This window comes from Streptomyces sp. NPDC002835 (assembly GCF_053591995.1).
In genome coordinates this window covers 78,197-97,587 of the sequence record NZ_JBSFUW010000025.1, presented here as the reverse complement: position 1 = coordinate 97,587, position 19,391 = coordinate 78,197, and the positions used below count along the sequence as shown (strand labels likewise).

Sequence of the window (19,391 nt, the reverse complement as noted above, 5' to 3'; positions counted from 1 at the left end):
CCCGGCACCCGCGACCGGGTACGGGACGGTCACCGGGCCGGGTCGCGGGGTTCGCGCCGTACGTCACGCCGCCGCCGCGTCGCGCCAGGCCGACTCCCGCAGCAGCCTCAGGCCGTTGAGGCCCACCAGGACCGTGGAGCCCTCGTGGCCCGCGACGCCGAGCGGGAGCGGAAGGTGCCAGGCGAGGTCCCAGACGACCAGGACGCCGATGCACACGGAGGCGATGACGAGGTTCTGCACGACCAGCCGGCGGGCCCGGCGTGACAGGGCCACGACCGCCGGGACGGCGGCGGCCTCGTCGCGTACGACGACGGCGTCCGCGCTCTCCAGCGCCAGGTCGGAGCCGGCCCGGCCCATCGCGACGCCGGCGGTCGCCGCCGCCAGCGCGGGGGCGTCGTTGACGCCGTCGCCGACGACCAGGACCTTGTCGCCGGCCCGTTCCCATTCCCGTACCGCCGCGACCTTGTCCTGCGGCAGCAGTTCGGCCCGTACGTCGGTGATGCCGACCTCGCCCGCCACGCGCGCCGCCGCCCGCGGGTTGTCGCCGGTGAGCAGCGTCGGTGCGGTGCCGGTGAGCCTGGCGAGGGCCGCGACGGCCTCCGGTGCGCCTGCCCTGAGCCGGTCGTCGACGGCCAGCACGGCGACGGGTTCGCCGTCGACCTCGACCACGACCGCGGTACGGCCGTCGGCCTCCGCCTCCGTGACCGCCGGGCACGCGCCGGTCAGCAGCGCGGCGGGGCTGCCGACGCGCACCTTGCGGCCCGAGACGAGCGCCGACACTCCGCGCCCGGGCTCCGAGTCGAACTCCCGTGCCTCCGGCAGGCGCAGGCCGCGTTCGCGGGCCGCGGCGACGACCGCGCGGCCGAGCGGGTGCTCGCTGTGGAGCTCTGCCGCCGCGGCGAGGGTCAGCGCGGTGTCCGCGTCGAGGCCGCCCCCCGGCAGGGCGTGCACGTGGGCGACGCGCGGCGCCCCTTCGGTGAGGGTGCCGGTCTTGTCGAGCGCGACCCGGGTGACGGACCCCAGCCGCTCCATCGCCACGGCGGACTTGACGAGCACTCCGTGGCGGCCGGCGTTGGCGATCGCGGAGAGCAGCGGCGGCATGGTGGCGAGCACGACGGCGCACGGCGAGGCCACGATCATGAACGTCATGGCGCGCAGCAGGGTGGTGGTGAAGTCGGCGCCGAAGGCGAGCGGCACGGCGAGCAGCGCGAGGGTGGCGACCACGACACCGGTGGAGTACCGCTGTTCGATCTTCTCGATGAACAGCTGGGTGGGCGCCTTGGTCGCGCTCGCCTCCTCGACCATGGCCACGATCCGTGCGATGACGGACTCGGCGGCGTCCGCGTCGACGCGGACGCGCAGCGAGCCGGTGCCGTTGAGCGTGCCGGCGAAGACGGTGTCGCCGGCGGTGCGCCCGACGGGGAGCGGCTCGCCCGTGATGGTGGCCTGGTCGACCTCGCTCGCGCCCTCCAGCACGGTCCCGTCGGCGGGCAGCCGCTCCCCCGGCCGTACGAGCACGGTGTCGCCGACGCGCAACTCCGCGACGTCCACCGCTTCCCGGCCGCCGTCGGTGAGGCGTACGGCCCGGGCCGGGGCGAGGTCGAGCAGGCCGCTGACGGAGTCCGCGGTGCGCCGGGTGGCGAGCGCCTCGAGCGCGCCGGACACGGCGAAGATGACAATCAGCAGCCCGCCGTCGAGGAACTGCCCGATCGCCGCGGCCCCGGCCGCGGCGACGACCATCAGCAGGTCGACGTCGAGGGCCTTCTCGCGCAGCGCCCGGAGCCCGGCCCAGCCCGGCTCCCAGCCGCCGGCCGCGTAGCAGAGCGCGTAGAGCGGTCCCCAGGCCCAGGCGGGCGCGCCGCCGAGGTCGAGCGGCAGTGCGCACAGGAACGCGGCGGCGGACAGCGCCGCCCAGCGGACCTCGGGCAGCGCGAACAGCCGGGTACGGCGCCGACCGGGCGCCGGGAGCGGGGTCGGGGCGGACGCGGGCGTGTCGCGGACCGGCGTGGTGGGCGAGGACGTCGGAGACGTCGGGGGGACCATCGGAGGCACACCTCTTCCTCGGATTCCTCGGATCCCGCGCACGGTGATGTGGACGGAACCCGACCACCATAGCGGAATACATGAAGAGGTCTTCATTCATACGCGACGGGGCGCGGCTACCATGTGGACCATGGGACACGGAGTCGGCGACGACAGGGCCACCCCGGCCGCTCACTTGGACGCGGACTCCGCGGCGACCATCGCAGCCACACTCCAGGCGCTGGCGACGCCGTCACGCCTGATGATCCTGACCCGGCTGCGCCAGGGGCCCTGCGGAGTGACCGAACTGGCCCAGGCCGTCGACATGGAGCAGTCCGCCGTCTCCCACCAGCTGCGGCTGCTGCGCGCGCTGAGCCTGGTCTCCGGCACCCGTCAGGGCCGCCGCATCGAGTACAGCCTGTACGACAACCACGTCGCCCAGCTCCTCGACGAGGCGGTCTACCACATCGAGCACCTCCGCCTGGGCGCACGCGACATGCCCGGCCAGAGCGACGCGGAGCAGGACGCCCTGTAGGCACGTTGCCACCGGCGCGGACGCGGCTGCGGGCGGACCCGCTCAGGGCCGCGACGGCCGCTCAGCGCAGGCGCGCACCGGCACCCCGGCGGGCGGTCCGGGCGCGGCCACCCGGATGCCCGCGTGTCTGCCAGTGTCATATGCCAATGACTGTGGGACTTTCTGTCCGTCCAGTCGTTGCCCCCTTCCGGAAGGCTCTCATGCTGTCCCAGCGCCTCTACGCCGCTCTCGCCGCTGCCTGCCTCCTCGCAGGCGCCGGTGCCGCTGTGGCGTCCCCTGCTCACAGCGCCCACTCGGCCCGCACGGTGGCAGCCCAGGCCGCCAACACCGCGTTCACCAACGGCAGCTTCGAAACCCCCACCGCCCCGGCGAACTCTTATGCGACCTACTTCGCCGGTCAGACGATGGGCCTGTGGCAGGTCGAGAGCGGGAGCGTCGACCTGAGCGGCGCCGGCTTCTGGGAGGCTGCGGAGGGCGACCAGTCCGTAGACCTGAACGGCCGCGTCGCGGGCACCCTGTCCCAGACCTTCACCACGGAGCCCGGGACGAGGTACACCGTGACGTACTCGCTCGCCGGCAACCCCGGCGGTGAGCCGACGGTGAAGACGGGCGAAGTCCTCATCGACGGACAGAACTTCCAGGACTTCACCTTCAACACCACCGGCAAGACCTTCACGAACATGGGCTACGTGACACGGCAGTTCACGTTCGTGGCCAACAACCCGTCCACGAAGCTGACGTTCGCCAGCAGCACCGTCGGATTCGCCGGGCCTGTCCTCGACGACGTCAAGGTCGAAGTCTGCTCCAGCTGCCGGAACTGATCCTGCGGCTCATGCGGCCGATGCCGTGACCGCACAGGTTCGCCGGTCGCGTTCGGATCGCCGCAGCGAGAAGGGCACCCGCCGCGGCGGGTGCCCTTCTCGCTGCGGACGCGGGCGTGCTCCTTGCGTTCGGCGGCCAGGACGTCGCGGTGATGGGCGTCTGCGTCGTGCCAAGCAGGCAGGCGCGCAGGGCTCGCACGGGGTGGCTTGGGACGGCGGGCCGGTCATCCGCCGCCCACACCTGCCGCACCAGCTCCCCGGGTGGCGCCGGCTGCCCGGCGCCCGCGGCCGGCGCCGTGAGCAGCGCCCGCAGCCGGCCCCCGGCCAGGGGCACGCTGGAGCCGTCGGGGCCGCAGCACCCGGGGGCGCCTAGGACGGGGTAGCGATGGGTCACCGCCTCGTTGTCCCGGTCCGCCGGCGGGGTCGGGACGCGTGCCGGCGCGGTCGCGGCCCTCGAACGCGGCGCGCGGCCACCGGTCCGCCCGGCCTGCGCCGGGACCGGCCTGGCAGACTGGGATCATGGCTGCTCCCCGTCGTCTGTGCCCGGTGTGCCGCCGCGAGATCGCCGTGGTGGCGGGCCGGTTCGCCCGCCACGATCCGGCCGGTGCGCGGGCAGGCACGGAGCTGGTGTCGTGCCCGGGGTCCCGGCACGTCGCACCGCTCGACCCGGCGCTCCAGCCGTCCCTCGACGGCAGCGTGGTCCCGGCGCTCCCGGGCCAGCTGCCGCTCTTCTGACGGCCCGGCGTCCGCTCCCTGCTCCGTACGGGCCACGCACCCTGTCCACATGCTGTCCGGGCAGGACAGGACCCCGCTCACCAGGTAGATTGGTCTACACCACTGACCGGGTGCAAACAGAGACAGGGATCTTCGTGGAAGTTGTCATCGTTCCGGATTCCGCCGCGGGTGGCGAGCTGATCGCCGAAGCCATGGCCGACCTGCTGCGACACAAGCCCGACGCCCTCCTCGGTGTCGCCACGGGGTCGACCCCGCTGCCGATCTACGAGGCCCTCGCGGCGAAGGTCGCGGCCAAGGAGGTCGACGCCTCCCGGGCCCGCATCTGCCAGCTCGACGAGTACGTGGGCCTGCCCTCCGGGCACCCCGAGTCGTACCGCTCGGTGGTACTGCGCGAGGTCGTCGAACCTCTCGGGCTGGACCAGGACTCGTTCATGGGACCCGACGGCTCGGCGGAGGACGTCGCCGCGGCCTGCGTCGCGTACGACCGCGCCCTGGCCGAGGCCGGTGGCGTGGACCTCCAGCTGCTGGGCATCGGCACGGACGGCCACATCGGCTTCAACGAGCCCTGTTCCTCGCTCGCCTCCCGCACCCGGATCAAGACACTCACCGAGCAGACCCGCGTCGACAACGCCCGGTTCTTCGACGGCGACATCGAACAGGTCCCCCACCACGTCATCACCCAGGGCATCGGCACCATCCTGGAGGCCCGCCACCTGGTGCTCCTCGCCACGGGCAAGGCCAAGGCCGACGCCGTGGCCCTCGCCGTCGAGGGCCCGCTCTCCGCGCTGGTGCCCGCGTCCGCACTGCAGCTCCACCCGCACGCGACGGTCGTCGTCGACGAGGCGGCGGCCTCCGGCCTGAAGCTCGCCGACTACTTCCGCGCGACGTACGCGGCGAAGCCCGCCTGGCAGGGCATCTGACCCTCCGGGGACCGCAGTACGCGGGGCGGCGGCCGCCAACCGGCCACCGCCCCGCGGCAGTTCCGATACGGACCGGCTCCGGCAACTCCACGGGCACGCCCGCACCCTACTCCCGTGGGGCCGGTCCCGCCAGGCCGTTTTCCCAGGCCCAGGCGGCGATGCCCACCCGGTTGCGGGCCTTCAGCTTCGACTGGACGTTCGCGATATGGGTCTTGGCGGTGCCCGCCGAGATGAAGAGCTTCTCGCCGATCTCGGCGTTGGTGAGCCCGTCGGCGACCAGCCGGGCGATCTCCTGCTCCCGGCCGGTGAGAGGCGACGGCGCCGTGGGCGCTGCCGGGCCGCGTGCGGGGGCGAGGGTCTGGAGGAGGCGGACCGTGATCTGGGGGCTTATGAGGATGTCCCCGGCCATCGCCGCTCTGACGCCCTCGATCAGCAGCCCGGGGCCCGAGCGCTTGAGCAGGAACCCGCAGGCGCCGTCGCGCAGCGCCGTGCGTACGTAGTCGTCGTGGTCGAAGGTCGTGACGACGAGGACGCGCATCGGGTCGGGTACGCCGGGGCCGGCGAGGCGGCGGGTGAGTTCGAGGCCGTCCAGGCCCGGCATACGGATGTCGGCGAGGATCAGGTCCGGGCTCAGGGTGCGGGCGAGGCGGACGGCGGTCAGGCCGTCCGCCGCCTCGCCGACCACGGTCATGTCCGGCTGGGAGCCCAGGATCAGCCGGAAGCCGCTGCGGACGTCGTCCTGGTCGTCGGCGATGAGGATACGGGTAGGTGTGGAGGCCTTCGTCATGATGCCCCCTTCGCGAGCGCGGCCGGCAGGACGGCGGTGAGCCGCCATCCGCCGTCGCCGTGCGGACCCGCCGAGAGGGTTCCGCCGAGAGCCTGGGCCAGCTCGGTGAGGGCGGGGAGCCCGAGGCCGCCCCGGGAGGCGCGGCGGCGGGTCGAGGCGGGGCGGGCGCCCCGGTCGTTGGTGACCCGGATCTCCACGGTGCTGCCCGTGGGGACGAGTGCGACGGTGGCGCGGGGTGCGTCGGGGGCGTGCCGCCGGATGTTGGTCAGCGCCTCGACGACGATGCGGTACGCGGCCGCGCCTGCCTCGCGGGAGAGCGCCTCCGCGGCCCGGGGAGGCATGTCCAGGTGCGCCTCGGTGGCCCCGGCGGAGGTGAAGTCGTCCACAAGGACGGGTAGTCGGGACACGTCCCGGTGCGGCTCGATGGCGGGTTCCTCCGGACCGTGCAGCATCTGTACGGTCCGGTCCATCGCGGCCAGGGCGCTCAGACCGGCCTTTTCGATGCGCGCAAGGGCGAGCATCGCCTGCGAGGGGTCGGTGGCGGCCACGAAACGGGCCGCCTGGGCCTGGACGACGATCCCGCTGATGTCATGGGCGACGAAGTCGTGCAGATCACGGGAGAGGTGCAGGCGCTGGGCGCTGCGGGCGGCAGCCACCGCACGCCGGCGGCGGACTTCCTGGCGGCGGGGGTAGGCGCCGGCGGTCACCGCGACGGCTGCCGGAAGCAGCCAGAAGGCGGCGATCCCGAGGGACTCCAGGAAGGACTCACCGGGCACCAGCGGCAGGGGCCAGAGGGTCACCGCGAGGGCGGCCGGCGGAAGGGCCGACGCGAGTTCGCGCAGGGGCGACCAGCGGGTGACCGCGGCCACGAGAAGCAGGAGGACACCGGCCTCCGCCAACTTCCAGCCTGCGTCGAGGCCGGCCGCGGGTCCGGCGAAGCTGGTGATCAGGGACAGCACCGCGCAGACCATGGTCGGGCGGGCGAGGCGGCCGCGCCGCCGGCAAACCGCGGCGCGCGGGCAGGCGACGGCCCACACCAGCGTGCCCGCGGCCGCCAGTGACGGCAGAGCGCCAAGCGCCGTGCCGGCCGGGCCGGTTGATTCCCACATGGTGATCAGCGTACGGGCGTGCGACCGGCGGGACTCTCTGCCGAACGGCAGAGGAGGCGCGTCCGGCGGCGCGATCTTTGTGCCGATCGGCGGATGGGATCGCCGGGCCGCCGGGGCGAAGCTTGAGCCGTTCGGCCGGCCACGGTCGACACTTTTCCTCTCCACACACGGGAGTTCATCGTGCGCAACACCGTCATCAGCGCTACGGCAGCCATCGCCGTCCTCTCCGGGCTGGTCGCCGCCGGTCCCGCTCCCGCGCCCCCGGCTCCGTCCGCCGAGAGGCAACCGGCGAAGACCGCGAGCGTCCACGGGAAGGCTCGCATCTCCTACATCGAGTCGGTCGACCACGACATCCGCTTCACCGTCCACGCCGAACAGAGGCCGTTCACCCGGCCGTTGCCGCCCGACCTGCCTCATGGAATGTCCACGGACGCCCGGGGCACGGTGAAGTTCTCCCACACTCCTCCCGGCGGAGGCACGGGGTGGGCGGAGGCTCAGGTCGACTGCCTGGTCACCAGCGGCCGGACGGCGACTCTGACCGCGGTCGTGACGAAGTCGAACGTCGATGAGCCCGGCGCCCGCATCGGCATCAGCGTCCAGCAGGGCGCCAAGGGCGAGCCGGACCGCCTCGGCTTCTCCTGGGGAGCGGTGAACGTCGACCCCGGGAACGTCGACGAGAACGGCCGGCTCGTCTCGCCGCCGGCCGGTACATGCATGGCCCCCGCACCGTTCACGACCGTGCTCAAGGGCGGCTTCAAGGTGGTCCACGCCGAGATCACGAAGTCTCCGGCGGAGCCCGGGTCGGCGATTCCCCGTGACTGACACCCTGACCGCCGCGCCGGAGGTCCCCCGCTCCGTCCGCCTGGCGGCGCAAGCCGCCGCACTGACCCTGGTGCCGTCCGGGCTGTGGCGTATCGCCGTGGGCCTGGGCTGGGACTCCGGATTCACGGACGAGGACCTCGGCCCGGAGAACTTCCCCGGCGAAGGGACCGCGTATCTGATCGGACTCAGCCTGTTCGCCGAGGCGCTCGGACTGCTCACCCTGGGCCTGGTCCACAGCTGGGGCGAGGTACTCCCGCGCTGGGTACCGGTCCTGGGCGGCCGCAGAATTCCCGTACCGGCCGCGGTGATCCCGGCCTCACTCGGCGCGGCGCTCGTCACCCTCATCACGTTCACCGGCGCCTTCGGCTGGAACAACGCGGACAACATGGGCGCCGCCGGCTCCCCCGACGGCGCCCACTACTGGGTGATGACCGCCTGCTACCTGCCACTGCTGGCCTGGGGGCCACTGCTCGCGGTGGTCACGGTGGCCTACTACCGCCGCCGGCGTGGGGAGCCCTGACGCGGGCCGCTGAGGCGCCCAGCACCCTCCCTGACTGTCCGGCGTACACGATGCACGGTTGGCCGGCGGTTGCCCGCCGCCCAGCTCGCCGGACGCCCTCAGAAGCCACGAACCCAGCTACCCGAACCGCGCTCTCCGGTGCTCCACTTCCTCCGCGGTCATCGGGGCCAGGACGCTGTACACGTCGCCGACTCGTAGATTGTCCGGCGTGCTGTACTCGCCATAGGCGCGTATGACGGAGACGGCCACTTGAGAATCAGGCTGCCCGAAGGTACGGAAGTACGGGGCGTTCGCCGGGCTTTCCGGGATCTCCAGACCTCGGCGACGCGGTCGGGAGAATCCGCCGGGCCCACGCCGAGCAAGGTGCCGGTGGTGACGGCGCCCACGTAGAACGCCAGGGAATGCGGAGTCACAGGTGATCCTCGATGCGGTATCGATCCGTTGTGCTATTGCCACTTGATCACCGTGGCCCCGTCGGCACCAGCCCCCGCCCCTCAACGCCCCACCACACCGCCGGAATACCGCCTGACCTGCCCTTCCCCGCGTCCCGCCCGCCCGAGCGCCGCCCGCTCGGCACGTGCGGGCGTCCCACCGGGCTACTGCAGGACGAGTAGTCTCCGTGGCCTGTTCGTGACCCGCAGCGTCAGACCAGTTCAATCGGCCCTTCCCGCGGGCAAATCGATCAGGAGCGGCCCGTGAGCTGAGGGTCGTCCGGGAAGGAGCACCACGATGGCAACGCCTCTGTCCGCCGACAAGCTTCTCAGAGCGTTACGCAACGAAGGACTGCGTGTCGTCGAGCACCGGAGCTGGCGCACACACAACCGGAATCACAAAGGGCCCTGGGGGCCGACGCACGGGGTGATGATCCATCACACCGTGACGTCGGGCACCTCCAACTCCGTGGAGCTCTGCTACAACGGGCACTCCAGCCTGCCCGGTCCGCTCTGTCACGGGGTGATCGCCAAGGACGGCACGGTCTATCTCGTCGGCAACGGCAGGGCGAACCACGCCGGTCTCGGTGACGACGACGTGCTCAGAGCCGTGATCAACGAGTCGTCGACGCTGCCCGCCGACAACGAGGCCAACACCGACGGGAACAGACACTTCTACGGCTTCGAGTGCATCAACCTGGGGGACGGCAAGGACCCCTGGCCCGCCGCGCAGTTGGAGGCCATCGAGAAGGCCGCCGCCGCGATCTGCCGGGCGCACGGCTGGACGCACCGGTCGGTCATCGGGCACCTGGAGTGGCAGCCGGGGAAGGTCGACCCCAGAGGGTTCGGCATGGAGTCGATGCGCGGCCGGATCCGGGAGCGACTCGGTGGTGATCCGTCGGGGCCGCCACCGGCGCCGAGGTACGAGCCGTATCCCGGGGCCGCGTTCTTCCAGGTCGGCCGGCGCAGCGCGATCATCACGGCGATGGGCAAGCGCCTGGTGGCCGAGGGGTGCGGGCGTTACGAGGTGGGGCCGGGGCCCAACTGGACGGAGGCGGACCGCAAGTCGTACGCGGCGTGGCAGCGCAAGCTCGGGTACTCGGGCAGCGACGCGGACGGCATTCCGGGCAAGACGAGTTGGGACAAGCTGAAGGTCCCCAACGTGTGACGTCCCGCCGAGGGGTCCCTGGACCCGGGCGGGCGGTCCCGTGCGAGTGCACCGGGCGCACTGAGTGCACGGGGCCGCCCGCCCGCACAGAACCGGGCCCCGCCCGCCTCGTGGTCACCTCACAGGTCGCGCAGCGCGGGCAGCAGTTCGTCCTGGGCCCAACGGAAGAACGGCTCCTGCTGGTCGCCGCCGATCTGGACGAGGGCGATCTCGGTGAAGCCGGCGTCGACGTAGGCGCGGACGGCCTCCGTGAAGGCGCCGACGTCGTTGCCGCAGGGGATGGCCTCGGCGACGTCGTCGGGGGTGACGAGTGCGGTGGCCTGCTCGAAGGAGAGGTGGCCGGGCAGTTCGGCGTTGACCCGCCAGCCGCCGACGGCCCAGCGGAACTGGTCGTGTGCCCGTTTCACGGCGGTGTCGCGGTCGGTGTCGTAGCAGACGGGGATCTGGCCCACGCGGGGTTTGCCTGTGCCGCCGTAGCGGTCGAAGGTGTCGAGGAGTTCACGCTTCGGTTCGGTGGCGATGACGAGGTCGGCGTTCCGGCCGGCGACGGCGCAGGACCGGTCCCCGGAGACGGCGATGCCGATCGGCACGCGGTCCTCGGGTACGTCCCAGAGTTTGGCGTCGACGACGTCGAAGTGGGCGCCGTGGTGGGTGACGTGCTCGCCGTCGAGGAGCCGGCGGATGATGCCGGCGGCTTCGTCGAGCATGTCGAGGCGTACATGGGCGGCGGGCCAGTCGGCGCCGACAACGTGTTCGTTGAGGTTCTCGCCGGAGCCGAGTCCGAGCCGGAAGCGTCCCTGGGACAGGAGTTGGACGGTCGCCGCCTTCTGGGCGACGACCGCGGGGTGGTAGCGGGTGGTCGGGCAGGTCACGTACGTCATGAGCGGGATGCGCGAGGTGGCATGGGCGGCGGCTCCGAGGACGCTCCAGGCGTAGGGGGCGTGGCCCTGGGAGGCGAGCCAGGGGAAGTAGTGGTCGGAGATGACGGAGAAGTCGAATCCGGCCTTCTCCGCGCCGACCACGTGGGCGACGAGGTCGCGGGGTCCTGCCTGCTCGGTCATCATCGTGTATCCGAACTGCGCCATGGTCTACCTCTCCGTCTTCGTGCCGTGCCACAGGGTCGTGACGTTGCAGAATTCCCGGATGCCGTGGCCGGAGAGTTCGCGGCCGTAGCCGGACCGTTTGATTCCGCCGAAGGGCAGGGCCGGGTGGGACGCGGTCATTCCGTTGAAGAACACGCCGCCCGCCTCGAGGTCGCGGGAGAAGAGGTCCACTTCGCCCGCGTCGCGGGTCCAGGCGTTGGAACTGAGTCCGAAGGGGCTGTCGTTGGCGACGGCTACGGCCTGTTCGGCGTCGTCGACCCGGTAGACGGAGGCGACGGGGCCGAAGGCTTCCTCGCGGTGGATGCGCATGCCGTCGGTGATGCCGGTCAGGACAGTGGGCTCGTAGTACCAGCCGCGGTCGAGGTGGGCGGGGCGGCGGCCGCCGCAGCGTGCGGTGGCGCCCTGGCCGACGGCGTCGTCGACGAGCTCTTCGAGGTCGGACCGGCCGCTTTCGCTCGCGAGGGGGCCGATGTCGGTGGCTTCGTCCATCGGGTCGCCGACGGCGAGGTCCTTCATGGCGGCGGTGAAGCGGTCGCAGAACGCGTCGTGGATGTCGGTGTGCACGATGAAACGTTTCGCGGCGATGCAGGACTGGCCGTTGTTCTGCACCCGGGCGGTGACGGCCGTGGCGACGGCCGCGTCGAGGTCGGCGGAGGGCATGACGACGTACGCGTCGCTGCCGCCGAGTTCGAGGACGGTCTTCTTGACCTCGTCGCCGGCGACGGAGGCGACGGAGCGGCCGGCGCCCTCGCTGCCGGTCAGGGTGGCGGCGGCGACCCGCGGGTCGCGCAGGACCGACTCGATCGCGCCGGAGCCGACGAGCAGGGTCTGGAAGCAGCCCTGCGGGTATCCGGCGCGGGTGAAGAGGTCTTCGAGGTAGAGCGCGGTCTGCGGCACGTTGGAGGCGTGCTTGAGCAGACCGACGTTGCCCGCCATGAGCGCGGGGGCGGCGAAGCGGATCACCTGCCAGAGCGGGAAGTTCCAGGGCATGACGGCGAGGACGACGCCGAGGGGCCGGTAGCGGACGGTGGCGCGTACGGCTCCGGAGTCCCGGACGTCGTCGTCGGCGGGGTGTTCGTCGGCCAGCAGCCGTTCGGCCCGGGCGGCGTACCAGCGCATGGCCTTGGCGCACTTGGCGGCCTCGGCGCGGGCGGCCGCGATCGGTTTGCCCATCTCGGTGGTCATCGTGCGGGCGATGTCCCGCTGGTCCTCTTCGAGCAGGTCGGCGGCCCGGTTCAGCAGGTCGGCGCGTTCGCCGAAGGGCCGGGTGCGGTGGGTGGCGAAGGCGGTGGCGGCGAGGCCGAGGCGGCGGTCGATCTCGTCGGGGGTGAGGGCGTCGTAGGTCTTGAGGGTCTCGCCGGTCGCTGGGTTGACGGTGGCGATGGGCATGGGGGGTGCTCCTCGGGCTGTGGTGCGGGCGCGCGGCCGATCAGGTCTCTTCCTGGTGGACGCCGCTGTTGAGCCGCAGTTGGACGTCCTTCTCCTGGTCGCCGGCGGCCATGCCTTCCTCCAGCAGGTCGAAGGCGGCGGCGAGCGTCGCCTGCATCTGGTCCACCGCCCAGTAGCCGCCCTGGAGCTCGGCCGTGACGGGCGACGCGAGCCGGACGGGTTCGGCGTGCTCGTGCGGCTGTGCCACGTCGAAGGTGGTGGTCCACACGGTCGCGTGGCCCTCCGACACGTACTGGGGCGTCTCGTCCGGCGCACGGTCCGATTCGTACGACCTGCTCAGGGCGCGGAAGACCGCGTCGGCATCCTCCCTCGAGCAGCCGCTGAGCGACACCACGACGGATGTCGCGGATTCCTGTGCACTGTTCACCGTGTTTCCTGCCTCTCGGGACGTGTCCCCCGTGCTCCAGACTGACCCGGGGGACTTTCCCGTGCGACCGGACCTGGGCCGGTTGCACACGGGGTGGCGACGAGCCGTGAGGAGCGCCGGGTACCCAGGTGCGGAGGGACGGAACCTCACGGGGCGGCGCGGCGCTCGGGGCCGGCGACCGGGGGCCGCCGGACGGCCCAGGCGAGCAGCGTGACGGAGGCGACCGCGGCGACGGCGCACCAGGTGGAGACGAACGCCGTGTTCCACAGCAGGGCGCAGACCACGGCGCCGCCCGCCACGAGCAGGCCGAGGGTCCGCAGCGCGCGGTCCGCGGCAAGCAGCAGGGCGCCGACGGTGGCCACCAGGTAGGCGGCGATGAGCAGCGGGGCGTACGGGAGGTCGACGGCGTAGCCCACGGTGTGGCGGCGTACGTCGGCGGTGACGGTGCCGCCGGCGAGCCGCAGCGCGAGCGCGGCGGCGGTCGCGGCGCCGACGGCGGCGGGGACGAGCAGGCGCCGGCGGCGGCGGGGACGAGCAGGCGCCGGCGGTGCGCGGGCGGTGCGGCGAGCAGTACGCCGCAGGGGACCCAGAGGGCGAGTACGGGCAGGGCGATGACGGCCCAGGCGGTGGTGGCGGGTCCGGCGCCGCCGCCGGAGTGCCACACGGCGGATTCGACGATCTGGTGGGCGCCGAGCAGGAGCGGCAGTACGGCCAGGGGCAGATCGCGCGCTCTGCGACGGTGCACGGTGACCGCCACGGCGGCCGCGCCGACGGCGGCGATGCCCGTGCCGGCCACGAGATCGGCCGTCGCACTCCAGCACATGCCGCTCACGGTACGACGGTCGGGTTCCGGACACCTCCGGGCGCCGCGCGAACGGTATTGATTGAGGCATAAAGGAGTTGGCGGCGGGGCTCTGGGGAATCGTCGGGCGCGGCCGTTCGGGGGCTGCGGCCCGGCGTCGGGGAGGGCAGGGGCGGCGCTCGCGACGGATCGGGGTGGCTGGGACGGGAACGCCGGGGATTGCGGAAGCCACTGCAACGTTTTGCGGAGCGGACTGAAACGTTGCAGTGGCCAACGGTGGAGCGGCGGCGGGCCGGTGCATCGGGGACGGGCGACTGCGCTCGACGCTGAGCTGCCGAAACGGCACGCGTCATTCCGTTTGCCTGTCGGGCGGCAGGCTCCGCTCCGGCCGGGCCGCGCCCGGCGGCCGCGCCGGCCGAGGCTGCGACAGCAAACGCTTTCTGCCTTTGCTCGACCCGGCCGGGGAGCCGTGCGCCGCGTCCGGAACCACCCCGCCCGGGCCGGGCGGAAGGACGGCGACGACGGCACCACGGCGGCCGCCGGAGCGCGCCCACGATGTACGCGCGTAGCGCGGCCGAAAGCCGATCTTGTCGCGGAACGGCGGGGAGCCCAGGATTCGTTCCGCGGCGGTTGTCAGGCTCATGACGCAGTCCTTCGCGTCACGGTCCGGCAGCCGGCGTTCGACGGGCCCTCCCACCCAGCGGGCCCCGGATTCCCCCACCGGAGGATGCAGTGAACATCAAGCGCCTTACCCCCCTCGGCGTCTCGAGAGGTGCGCGGCTGATCGCCGTAGCCGCCGCACTCGTGGCCGCCTCCGCGCTTGCCGCCCCGTCCGCCACGGCCGACCCGGCCGACGCGCCGCGGGCCACCACCGCCCAGCTCGCCCAGACCGGCCAGGCCGTGCTCGGGGCCGACGTGGCCGGAACCGCCTGGTACACCGACCAGAAGACCGGCAAGGTCGTCGTGACGGCGGACTCCACCGTCTCCGCCGCCGAGATCGCCAAGATCAAGAAGGCCGCGGGCGACCGCGCCGGCGCTCTGGAGATCAAGCGCACACCCGGCACGTTCAACAAGCTGATCGCCGGCGGCCAGGCCATCTACGCGGGCGGCGGACGCTGCTCGCTCGGCTTCAACGTCCGCAGCGGCAGCACGTACTACGCCCTGACCGCCGGTCACTGCACGAACATCGGCTCGACCTGGTACACGAACTCCTCGAACACGACGCTGCTCGGCTACCGGGCCGGCTCCAGCTTCCCGAACAACGACTACGGCATCATCCGCCACTCCAACGCCTCCGCGGCGGACGGCCGGGTCTACCTCTACAACGGCAGCTACCGTGACATCACCGGCGCCGGCAACGCCTACGTCGGCCAGACCGTCCAGCGCAGCGGCAGCACCACCGGTCTGCACAGCGGCCGGGTCACCGGTCTCAACGCGACCGTCAACTACGGCGGCGGCGACGTCGTCTACGGCATGATCCAGACCAACGTCTGCGCCGAGCCCGGCGACAGCGGCGGCGCTCTGTTCGCCGGCAGCACTGCCCTCGGCCTCACCTCCGGCGGCAGCGGCAACTGCCGTACGGGCGGCACCACGTTCTTCCAGCCCGTCACCGAGGCGCTCAACGCCTACGGGGTGAGTGTCTTCTAGAGCTTCCCTCCACGGCCTGCGGCCGGCGGTCCGCCACCCCTGGGCGGACCGCCGGTCTTCGCCGTTGTCAGTGGCGTCGGCCATGCTTGACGGGTCGACACCTTCAGGAGGGGAAGCGCGAGATGACCGATCCCGAGACCGCCGCCGCCCAGGCGTACGTACGGCTGCTGCAGACCACCAGGGCCGTTCTCGCCGACCCGCGGCGGGCGCCGCTCGCGGTCCCACTGCTGGCGGTGCCGATGGCGGAGGCCGACGACGCCCTGCGTGCCGCCGGACTCGCGGGCAACGAGGCGGACTTCTTCCGGCTGCTCACGGCGATACGTCCCGCCGGCCGTGAGGACACCAGGGCGGCGTGAGCGGCGCCTGCCCTCGCCTGAGTACGCGTACTCAGGCGAGGGCAGGGTCCGGCGGACGACAATCGGGGAGCACGTCACCGTGTCGTCGACCGTCAGGAACGGAGCACCTGTGGGACGTCCCGACCGGACCGCCGCCGCGGCCGCACTCCTCGCCGTCGCGCTGACCGGATGCGGCACGCAGCCGCACACCGACCCGTCCGGTTCCGGGACCGGCACGCCGTCACCGCGGGACGCGGCAGCGGCGGCGAGCGAGGCGCGGGCGCGGCACGACCGGATGTTCACGGACGTCGCGGCCCGCTGCGCGGACCGCGCGGCGTCCGCGCGCCCGGCGCCCTCCCGCACGGCCGAGGACGGCCCCGCCGGCGACGGCCCGCAGCCGGAGAACCCCAAGTACGCCGAGAATCATGCCTTCAAGAAGCAGCTGCCGATGGACGGCGACGCACTGTGCAGGGGTACGGCTCACGCGGAGCGGATCGCACGGGGACTGACCGTCCCCGGCGGCTCGGCGGCTCCGGACGCCCAGCAGGTCCTCGACGGGCTGGTCGGGCTCGGATATCCGGAGGACAGCGTGCACGTCTCCGACTGGTCGGACCGGGTCCGGTTCACGGTGTCGGTTCCGCAGGCCGGTCCGTGCGTCACGGGAGACATCGTCGTGGGGCAGGACATGGACGTGTCACCGCACGGCGTGTACATGGAGGGCGGGTGTCTCGAACCGGTCGGCGGGCACTGACTCCAGCGGCAGCGGCCTGAACTCGGGGACCGGCGGCTGCGGCACCTGCGGTCCGGACAACACGCGCTGCGGCTCCTTCACGCGCCGGCTGAACCAGATCACCTTGCCCTCTTCCGTGGCGCAGGTGCCCCAGCTGTCGCTGAGCCTCGCGACCCTCGCGAGTCCGCCCCGGGTCGGGGACGAGGTGTGCAGCCGGGGAAGGGTCCGGTCGCGGTCGGAGACGGAGGCGCCCAGATGGCGACCCGTCCAACGCAGCTCGACCACACACGTCTTGTCGCCGTCGACATGGTCGACGACATTGCCGACGAGTTCGTCGACGGCACTGCATACCGGCATGACATGGGCGTCGAGACCCCAGTACTTCAGATGCGCCGCGACGATGCGGCGGATCTGAGGAATGCGCTCAGGGGAGGCCGGCACTTCGATTCTGTACTGGCAGGCAACCGGAACGTTCATGACCGTGGCTCCTCACCGCGACGGCCCGTCATTCGTAAATGGCCCCCGAGTACGAAGAGTGAGCCTGTGTCGCTTCTGGGTAACCCTCAGGGTGCACCGGCCCTCCGCCGCCCGCAACACGCGGCCGCAAGGGGCCGCCCGAATCCCCGCGGTTCCGGCGCCGGCTCCGGGCCGTCGAATCATCGCAGGGCACAAAGCGACGCATATCGCTAGAATTCGAACATGGCTGAGCGGTCCGGCACGCCGACCGCGCCCGTACTCACCGTGGAGACCGACACCGGCTCGACGGTGCTGGATCCGACCCGGGCGTATCACGTCGGACGTGACCCCCTGAGTGACATCGTCATCGACGACGCGCGGGTGTCCTGGCACCACGCGGTCCTGCACACCGTCGACGGGCACTGGGCGCTGGCCGACGAGAACAGCACCAACGGCACGTACACCGAGGGCCACCGGATCCACGAGTGGGATGTCGGGCCCGGCAGCGTCATCCGCTTCGGCAGCGCCGCCGACGGCCCACGGGCCGTACTGACGGAGCCGGCACCGGCCCCGGCCGCCGAACCGTCGCCAGCCGGACCACCACCCGCCGCAGACCGGCCCTCCGGTGTCTCGCTGCCCTCCGCCACCGGGACCTTCCGCAGGCCCACCAGCGTGCGCCCGCTGCCGGCCCGCACCGTGCGCATCGGCCGGTCGCCCGACAACGAACTCGTCGTCGACGACCTGGTCGTCTCCCGCCGCCATGCCGAACTGCGCTCACTCGCCGACGGTACGTACGAGATCGTCGACCTCGGCAGCCACAACGGCACCTATCTCAACGGCCTGCCCGTCGGCCGCGCCCCGGTGGGGCCCGGCGACATCGTCGGCATAGGGCACTCCGCGTTCGTCCTCGTCGGCGACGAGCTGCAGGAGTTCGTCGACACCGGCGAGATCTCCCTCGACGTGCAGGGCCTGGCAGTCTCGGTCGACCGGGGCCGCAAGGTGCTCCTGGACCGTGTCTCGTTCCCGGTCGGTGAGAAGTGCCTGCTCGCCGTCGTCGGGCCGAGCGGCGCGGGCAAGTCCACACTGCTGAACGCCCTCACCGGACTCCGCCCCGCCGACGAGGGCACCGTCCTGTACGACGGGCGGGATCTGTACCGCGACTACGCCGAGCTGCGGCGGCGCATCGGGCTCGTCCCGCAGGACGACATCCTGCACGCGCAGCTGACGGTGCGCCGCGCCCTCGCCTACGCCGCCGAGCTGCGCTTCCCGCAGGACACCGACCGGTCCGAGCGCGAGGCCCGGGTCGCCGAGGTGATCCGGGAACTGGGCCTGGAGCAGCGCGCCGACCAGCCGATCCACAGCCTCTCCGGGGGCCAGCGCAAGCGGGTCAGCGTCGCGCTCGAGCTGCTGACGAAGCCGTCTCTGCTCTTCCTCGACGAGCCGACGTCGGGGCTCGACCCCGGTATGGACCGTTCGGTCATGCACATGCTCCGGGACCTGGCCGACGACGGCCGCACAGTCGTCGTGGTGACGCACAGCGTGCTCAGCCTGGACGTCTGCGACCGGCTCCTGGTCCTCGCGCCGGGCGGCCGGATCGCCTACTACGGCCCGCCGGCCGACGCCCTCGGCTTCTTCGGTTTCACGCAGTGGCCGGAGGCGTTCGAGGCGTTCGAGGGCGACCGCGCACGGGACTGGGCGGGGACCTACAGCGAATCGCGGTTCAACCGGCAGTACATCGTGGCCTCCACGGCCCAGCCGCGCGAACCGCGGGCAGCCGCTCCCGGGCCGGTGCCGCCACCGCCGAAGAACCAGAGCTGGGGCGCACAGCTGCGCACCCTGGTGCGCAGATACACCGCCGCGCTGAGCGCGGACCGGACCTTCCTCGTCATCATGATCGCCCTGCCGTTCGTCATGGGGGCGATGGCCCGGGCGCTGGCGGGGAGCCGGCTCGACCGGGAGACGGCCCTGAACGCCCTGCTCATCCTGTGCGTCGGCGGCGTCCTCACCGGCGCGGCGAACGCCGTACGGGAGCTGGTCAAGGAGCGGCCGATCTACCAGCGGGAGCGTGCCGTCGGCCTGTCCAGGTCCGCGTATCTGATGTCCAAGGTCGTGGTGCTGGGCACGATCACGGTCCTCCAGGCGATCGTGCTGACCCTCGTCGCCCTGGCCGGTGTCGACCTCGGCGCCCCGGGCGGCGAAGGCGTCCTGCTGCCGCCGCTGGTGGAGATCACGCTCGCCGTCGCGCTGCTGTCGTTCACCGCGATGATGCTGGGTCTGCTGGTCTCCGCCGTGGTGCGCAAGGAGGAGGTCACGATGCCGCTGCTGGTCCTCCTCGCCATCGTGCAGGTGGTCTTCTGCGGCGCGCTGCTGAAGCTGGCCGGTGTCGCGGTCGTCGAGCAGTTGGCCTGGCTCGTCCCGTCCCGGTGGGCGCTCGGGGCGATGGCGGGCACGATCGACCTCGGGCGGATCGTGCCCGGCGAGCTGACGGCCGATCCGCTCTTCGAGCACTCGGCGGGCGTGTGGCTGCTCGACATGGGGATGCTGCTGGTGCTGTCGGCGCTGTTCGGTGTCCTCGTGCTCCGCCTGCTCCGCCGCCACGAACCCGCCGTCATGCGGAAGTAGGCCGCGACGC

The 19,391-nt window shown here is 72.5% G+C and carries 20 protein-coding genes and 2 pseudogenes; 11 read left to right on the top strand and 11 right to left on the bottom strand.

Annotated elements, in window-relative coordinates; genetic code table 11:
• Positions 1 to 63 precede the first annotated feature (63 nt).
• A complete protein-coding gene (locus tag ACWD01_RS24900; RefSeq protein WP_451165007.1) occupies positions 64 to 2,043 on the bottom strand; it encodes a heavy metal translocating P-type ATPase in 1,980 nt (659 codons plus the stop codon).
• A 130-nt stretch (positions 2,044 to 2,173) separates the two neighbouring features.
• On the opposite strand from ACWD01_RS24900, the gene ACWD01_RS24895 reads away from it, so the two are divergent.
• Together ACWD01_RS24895 and ACWD01_RS24890 are read left to right on the top strand one after the other, a co-directional pair.
• On the top strand, positions 2,174 to 2,557 hold the full coding sequence (locus ACWD01_RS24895; protein WP_451165006.1) for an ArsR/SmtB family transcription factor: 384 nt from the start codon (positions 2,174 to 2,176) through the stop codon (positions 2,555 to 2,557).
• Between the two features lie 200 nt (positions 2,558 to 2,757).
• Complete coding sequence (locus ACWD01_RS24890) at positions 2,758 to 3,378, top strand: choice-of-anchor C family protein (protein ID WP_451165005.1); 621 nt, start codon at positions 2,758 to 2,760, stop codon at positions 3,376 to 3,378.
• A gap of 71 nt (positions 3,379 to 3,449) precedes the next feature.
• Here the strand turns inward: ACWD01_RS24890 and ACWD01_RS24885 are convergent.
• Positions 3,450 to 3,589 (bottom strand): annotated as a pseudogene (locus tag ACWD01_RS24885) (IS630 family transposase); the annotation flags it as partial.
• A gap of 308 nt (positions 3,590 to 3,897) precedes the next feature.
• Here ACWD01_RS24885 and ACWD01_RS24880 point away from each other — a divergent pair.
• Together ACWD01_RS24880 and nagB are read left to right on the top strand one after the other, a co-directional pair.
• Entirely contained in the window at positions 3,898 to 4,113 is a 216-nt protein-coding gene (locus tag ACWD01_RS24880) for a hypothetical protein (protein ID WP_451165004.1), read from the top strand.
• A gap of 134 nt (positions 4,114 to 4,247) precedes the next feature.
• The gene (nagB, locus tag ACWD01_RS24875; RefSeq protein ID WP_451165003.1) at positions 4,248 to 5,033 is read left to right on the top strand and encodes a glucosamine-6-phosphate deaminase; all 786 of its coding nucleotides are present in this window, start codon (positions 4,248 to 4,250) and stop codon (positions 5,031 to 5,033) included.
• Between the two features lie 106 nt (positions 5,034 to 5,139).
• On the opposite strand, the gene ACWD01_RS24870 is transcribed toward nagB, so the two are convergent.
• Together ACWD01_RS24870 and ACWD01_RS24865 are read right to left on the bottom strand one after the other, a co-directional pair.
• Complete coding sequence (locus ACWD01_RS24870; RefSeq protein ID WP_451165002.1) at positions 5,140 to 5,820, bottom strand: response regulator; 681 nt, start codon at positions 5,818 to 5,820, stop codon at positions 5,140 to 5,142.
• The gene (locus ACWD01_RS24865) at positions 5,817 to 6,929 is read right to left on the bottom strand and encodes a sensor histidine kinase (protein WP_451165001.1); all 1,113 of its coding nucleotides are present in this window, start codon (positions 6,927 to 6,929) and stop codon (positions 5,817 to 5,819) included. Before ACWD01_RS24865 ends, ACWD01_RS24870 begins: the two co-directional genes overlap by 4 nt.
• Before the next feature lie 180 nt (positions 6,930 to 7,109).
• Between ACWD01_RS24865 and ACWD01_RS24860 the strand changes: the two genes are divergently transcribed.
• The 3 genes from ACWD01_RS24860 (at position 7,110) to ACWD01_RS24850 (ending at position 9,870) form a co-directional block, all read left to right on the top strand.
• On the top strand, positions 7,110 to 7,751 hold the full coding sequence (locus ACWD01_RS24860; protein WP_451165000.1) for a hypothetical protein: 642 nt from the start codon (positions 7,110 to 7,112) through the stop codon (positions 7,749 to 7,751).
• Positions 7,744 to 8,271 (top strand): hypothetical protein, encoded by a 528-nt coding sequence (locus ACWD01_RS24855; RefSeq protein ID WP_451164999.1) that lies wholly within the window; start codon positions 7,744 to 7,746, stop codon positions 8,269 to 8,271. The genes ACWD01_RS24860 and ACWD01_RS24855 overlap by 8 nt, the downstream gene beginning before the upstream one ends.
• 729 nt (positions 8,272 to 9,000) lie before the next feature.
• On the top strand, positions 9,001 to 9,870 hold the full coding sequence (locus ACWD01_RS24850) for a peptidoglycan-binding protein (protein WP_451164998.1): 870 nt from the start codon (positions 9,001 to 9,003) through the stop codon (positions 9,868 to 9,870).
• 119 nt (positions 9,871 to 9,989) lie between these two features.
• Here ACWD01_RS24850 and ACWD01_RS24845 read toward each other — a convergent pair whose 3' ends face one another.
• From ACWD01_RS24845 to ACWD01_RS24820, 6 genes and pseudogenes are all read right to left on the bottom strand, one after another.
• The gene (locus ACWD01_RS24845) at positions 9,990 to 10,955 is read right to left on the bottom strand and encodes a TIGR03557 family F420-dependent LLM class oxidoreductase (protein WP_451164997.1); all 966 of its coding nucleotides are present in this window, start codon (positions 10,953 to 10,955) and stop codon (positions 9,990 to 9,992) included.
• A 3-nt stretch (positions 10,956 to 10,958) separates the two neighbouring features.
• Complete coding sequence (locus tag ACWD01_RS24840) at positions 10,959 to 12,362, bottom strand: NADP-dependent succinic semialdehyde dehydrogenase (RefSeq protein WP_451164996.1); 1,404 nt, start codon at positions 12,360 to 12,362, stop codon at positions 10,959 to 10,961.
• Positions 12,363 to 12,402: 40 nt separating this feature from the next.
• A complete protein-coding gene (locus tag ACWD01_RS24835; protein WP_451164995.1) occupies positions 12,403 to 12,789 on the bottom strand; it encodes a hypothetical protein in 387 nt (128 codons plus the stop codon).
• A gap of 146 nt (positions 12,790 to 12,935) precedes the next feature.
• Positions 12,936 to 13,451: a DUF6629 family protein gene (locus ACWD01_RS24830; RefSeq protein ID WP_451164994.1), complete on the bottom strand. Its 516-nt coding sequence runs from the start codon at positions 13,449 to 13,451 to the stop codon at positions 12,936 to 12,938.
• Positions 13,412 to 13,612, bottom strand: a pseudogene (locus tag ACWD01_RS24825) (DUF6629 family protein); the annotation flags it as partial. The pseudogene ACWD01_RS24825 and the gene ACWD01_RS24830, both read right to left, overlap by 40 nt.
• Before the next feature lie 328 nt (positions 13,613 to 13,940).
• Entirely contained in the window at positions 13,941 to 14,234 is a 294-nt protein-coding gene (locus ACWD01_RS24820) for a hypothetical protein (RefSeq protein ID WP_451164993.1), read from the bottom strand.
• A gap of 89 nt (positions 14,235 to 14,323) precedes the next feature.
• Here ACWD01_RS24820 and ACWD01_RS24815 point away from each other — a divergent pair, with 89 nt between their 5' ends.
• From ACWD01_RS24815 to ACWD01_RS24805, 3 genes are all read left to right on the top strand, one after another.
• Complete coding sequence (locus ACWD01_RS24815) at positions 14,324 to 15,238, top strand: S1 family peptidase (RefSeq protein ID WP_451164992.1); 915 nt, start codon at positions 14,324 to 14,326, stop codon at positions 15,236 to 15,238.
• A gap of 122 nt (positions 15,239 to 15,360) precedes the next feature.
• On the top strand, positions 15,361 to 15,594 hold the full coding sequence (locus ACWD01_RS24810; RefSeq protein WP_451164991.1) for a hypothetical protein: 234 nt from the start codon (positions 15,361 to 15,363) through the stop codon (positions 15,592 to 15,594).
• A 109-nt stretch (positions 15,595 to 15,703) separates the two neighbouring features.
• On the top strand, positions 15,704 to 16,324 hold the full coding sequence (locus tag ACWD01_RS24805) for a hypothetical protein (RefSeq protein ID WP_451164990.1): 621 nt from the start codon (positions 15,704 to 15,706) through the stop codon (positions 16,322 to 16,324).
• Here ACWD01_RS24805 and ACWD01_RS24800 read toward each other — a convergent pair.
• The gene (locus ACWD01_RS24800; RefSeq protein WP_451164989.1) at positions 16,268 to 16,780 is read right to left on the bottom strand and encodes an ATP-binding protein; all 513 of its coding nucleotides are present in this window, start codon (positions 16,778 to 16,780) and stop codon (positions 16,268 to 16,270) included. The two genes, ACWD01_RS24805 and ACWD01_RS24800, sit on opposite strands and share 57 nt — an antisense overlap.
• A gap of 222 nt (positions 16,781 to 17,002) precedes the next feature.
• On the opposite strand from ACWD01_RS24800, the gene ACWD01_RS24795 reads away from it, so the two are divergent.
• Positions 17,003 to 19,381, top strand: a complete 2,379-nt coding sequence (locus ACWD01_RS24795; protein WP_451164988.1) for an FHA domain-containing protein — start codon at positions 17,003 to 17,005, stop codon at positions 19,379 to 19,381.
• Positions 19,382 to 19,391: the final 10 nt, after the last annotated feature.

Excerpts from the sequence above, each read along its gene's own strand:
- ACWD01_RS24900 (WP_451165007.1), bottom strand. The coding sequence starts at position 2,043 with ATGGTCCCCCCGACGTCTCCGACGTCCTCGCCCACCACGCCGGTCCGC.
- ACWD01_RS24895 (WP_451165006.1), top strand. The coding sequence starts at position 2,174 with ATGGGACACGGAGTCGGCGACGACAGGGCCACCCCGGCCGCTCACTTG.
- ACWD01_RS24890 (WP_451165005.1), top strand. The coding sequence starts at position 2,758 with ATGCTGTCCCAGCGCCTCTACGCCGCTCTCGCCGCTGCCTGCCTCCTC.
- ACWD01_RS24880 (WP_451165004.1), top strand. The coding sequence starts at position 3,898 with ATGGCTGCTCCCCGTCGTCTGTGCCCGGTGTGCCGCCGCGAGATCGCC.
- ACWD01_RS24870 (WP_451165002.1), bottom strand. The coding sequence starts at position 5,820 with ATGACGAAGGCCTCCACACCTACCCGTATCCTCATCGCCGACGACCAG.
- ACWD01_RS24865 (WP_451165001.1), bottom strand. The coding sequence starts at position 6,929 with ATGTGGGAATCAACCGGCCCGGCCGGCACGGCGCTTGGCGCTCTGCCG.
- ACWD01_RS24850 (WP_451164998.1), top strand. The coding sequence starts at position 9,001 with ATGGCAACGCCTCTGTCCGCCGACAAGCTTCTCAGAGCGTTACGCAAC.
- ACWD01_RS24845 (WP_451164997.1), bottom strand. The coding sequence starts at position 10,955 with ATGGCGCAGTTCGGATACACGATGATGACCGAGCAGGCAGGACCCCGC.
- ACWD01_RS24840 (WP_451164996.1), bottom strand. The coding sequence starts at position 12,362 with ATGCCCATCGCCACCGTCAACCCAGCGACCGGCGAGACCCTCAAGACC.
- ACWD01_RS24820 (WP_451164993.1), bottom strand. The coding sequence starts at position 14,234 with ATGAGCCTGACAACCGCCGCGGAACGAATCCTGGGCTCCCCGCCGTTC.
- ACWD01_RS24810 (WP_451164991.1), top strand. The coding sequence starts at position 15,361 with ATGACCGATCCCGAGACCGCCGCCGCCCAGGCGTACGTACGGCTGCTG.
- ACWD01_RS24800 (WP_451164989.1), bottom strand. The coding sequence starts at position 16,780 with ATGAACGTTCCGGTTGCCTGCCAGTACAGAATCGAAGTGCCGGCCTCC.
- ACWD01_RS24795 (WP_451164988.1), top strand. The coding sequence starts at position 17,003 with ATGGCTGAGCGGTCCGGCACGCCGACCGCGCCCGTACTCACCGTGGAG.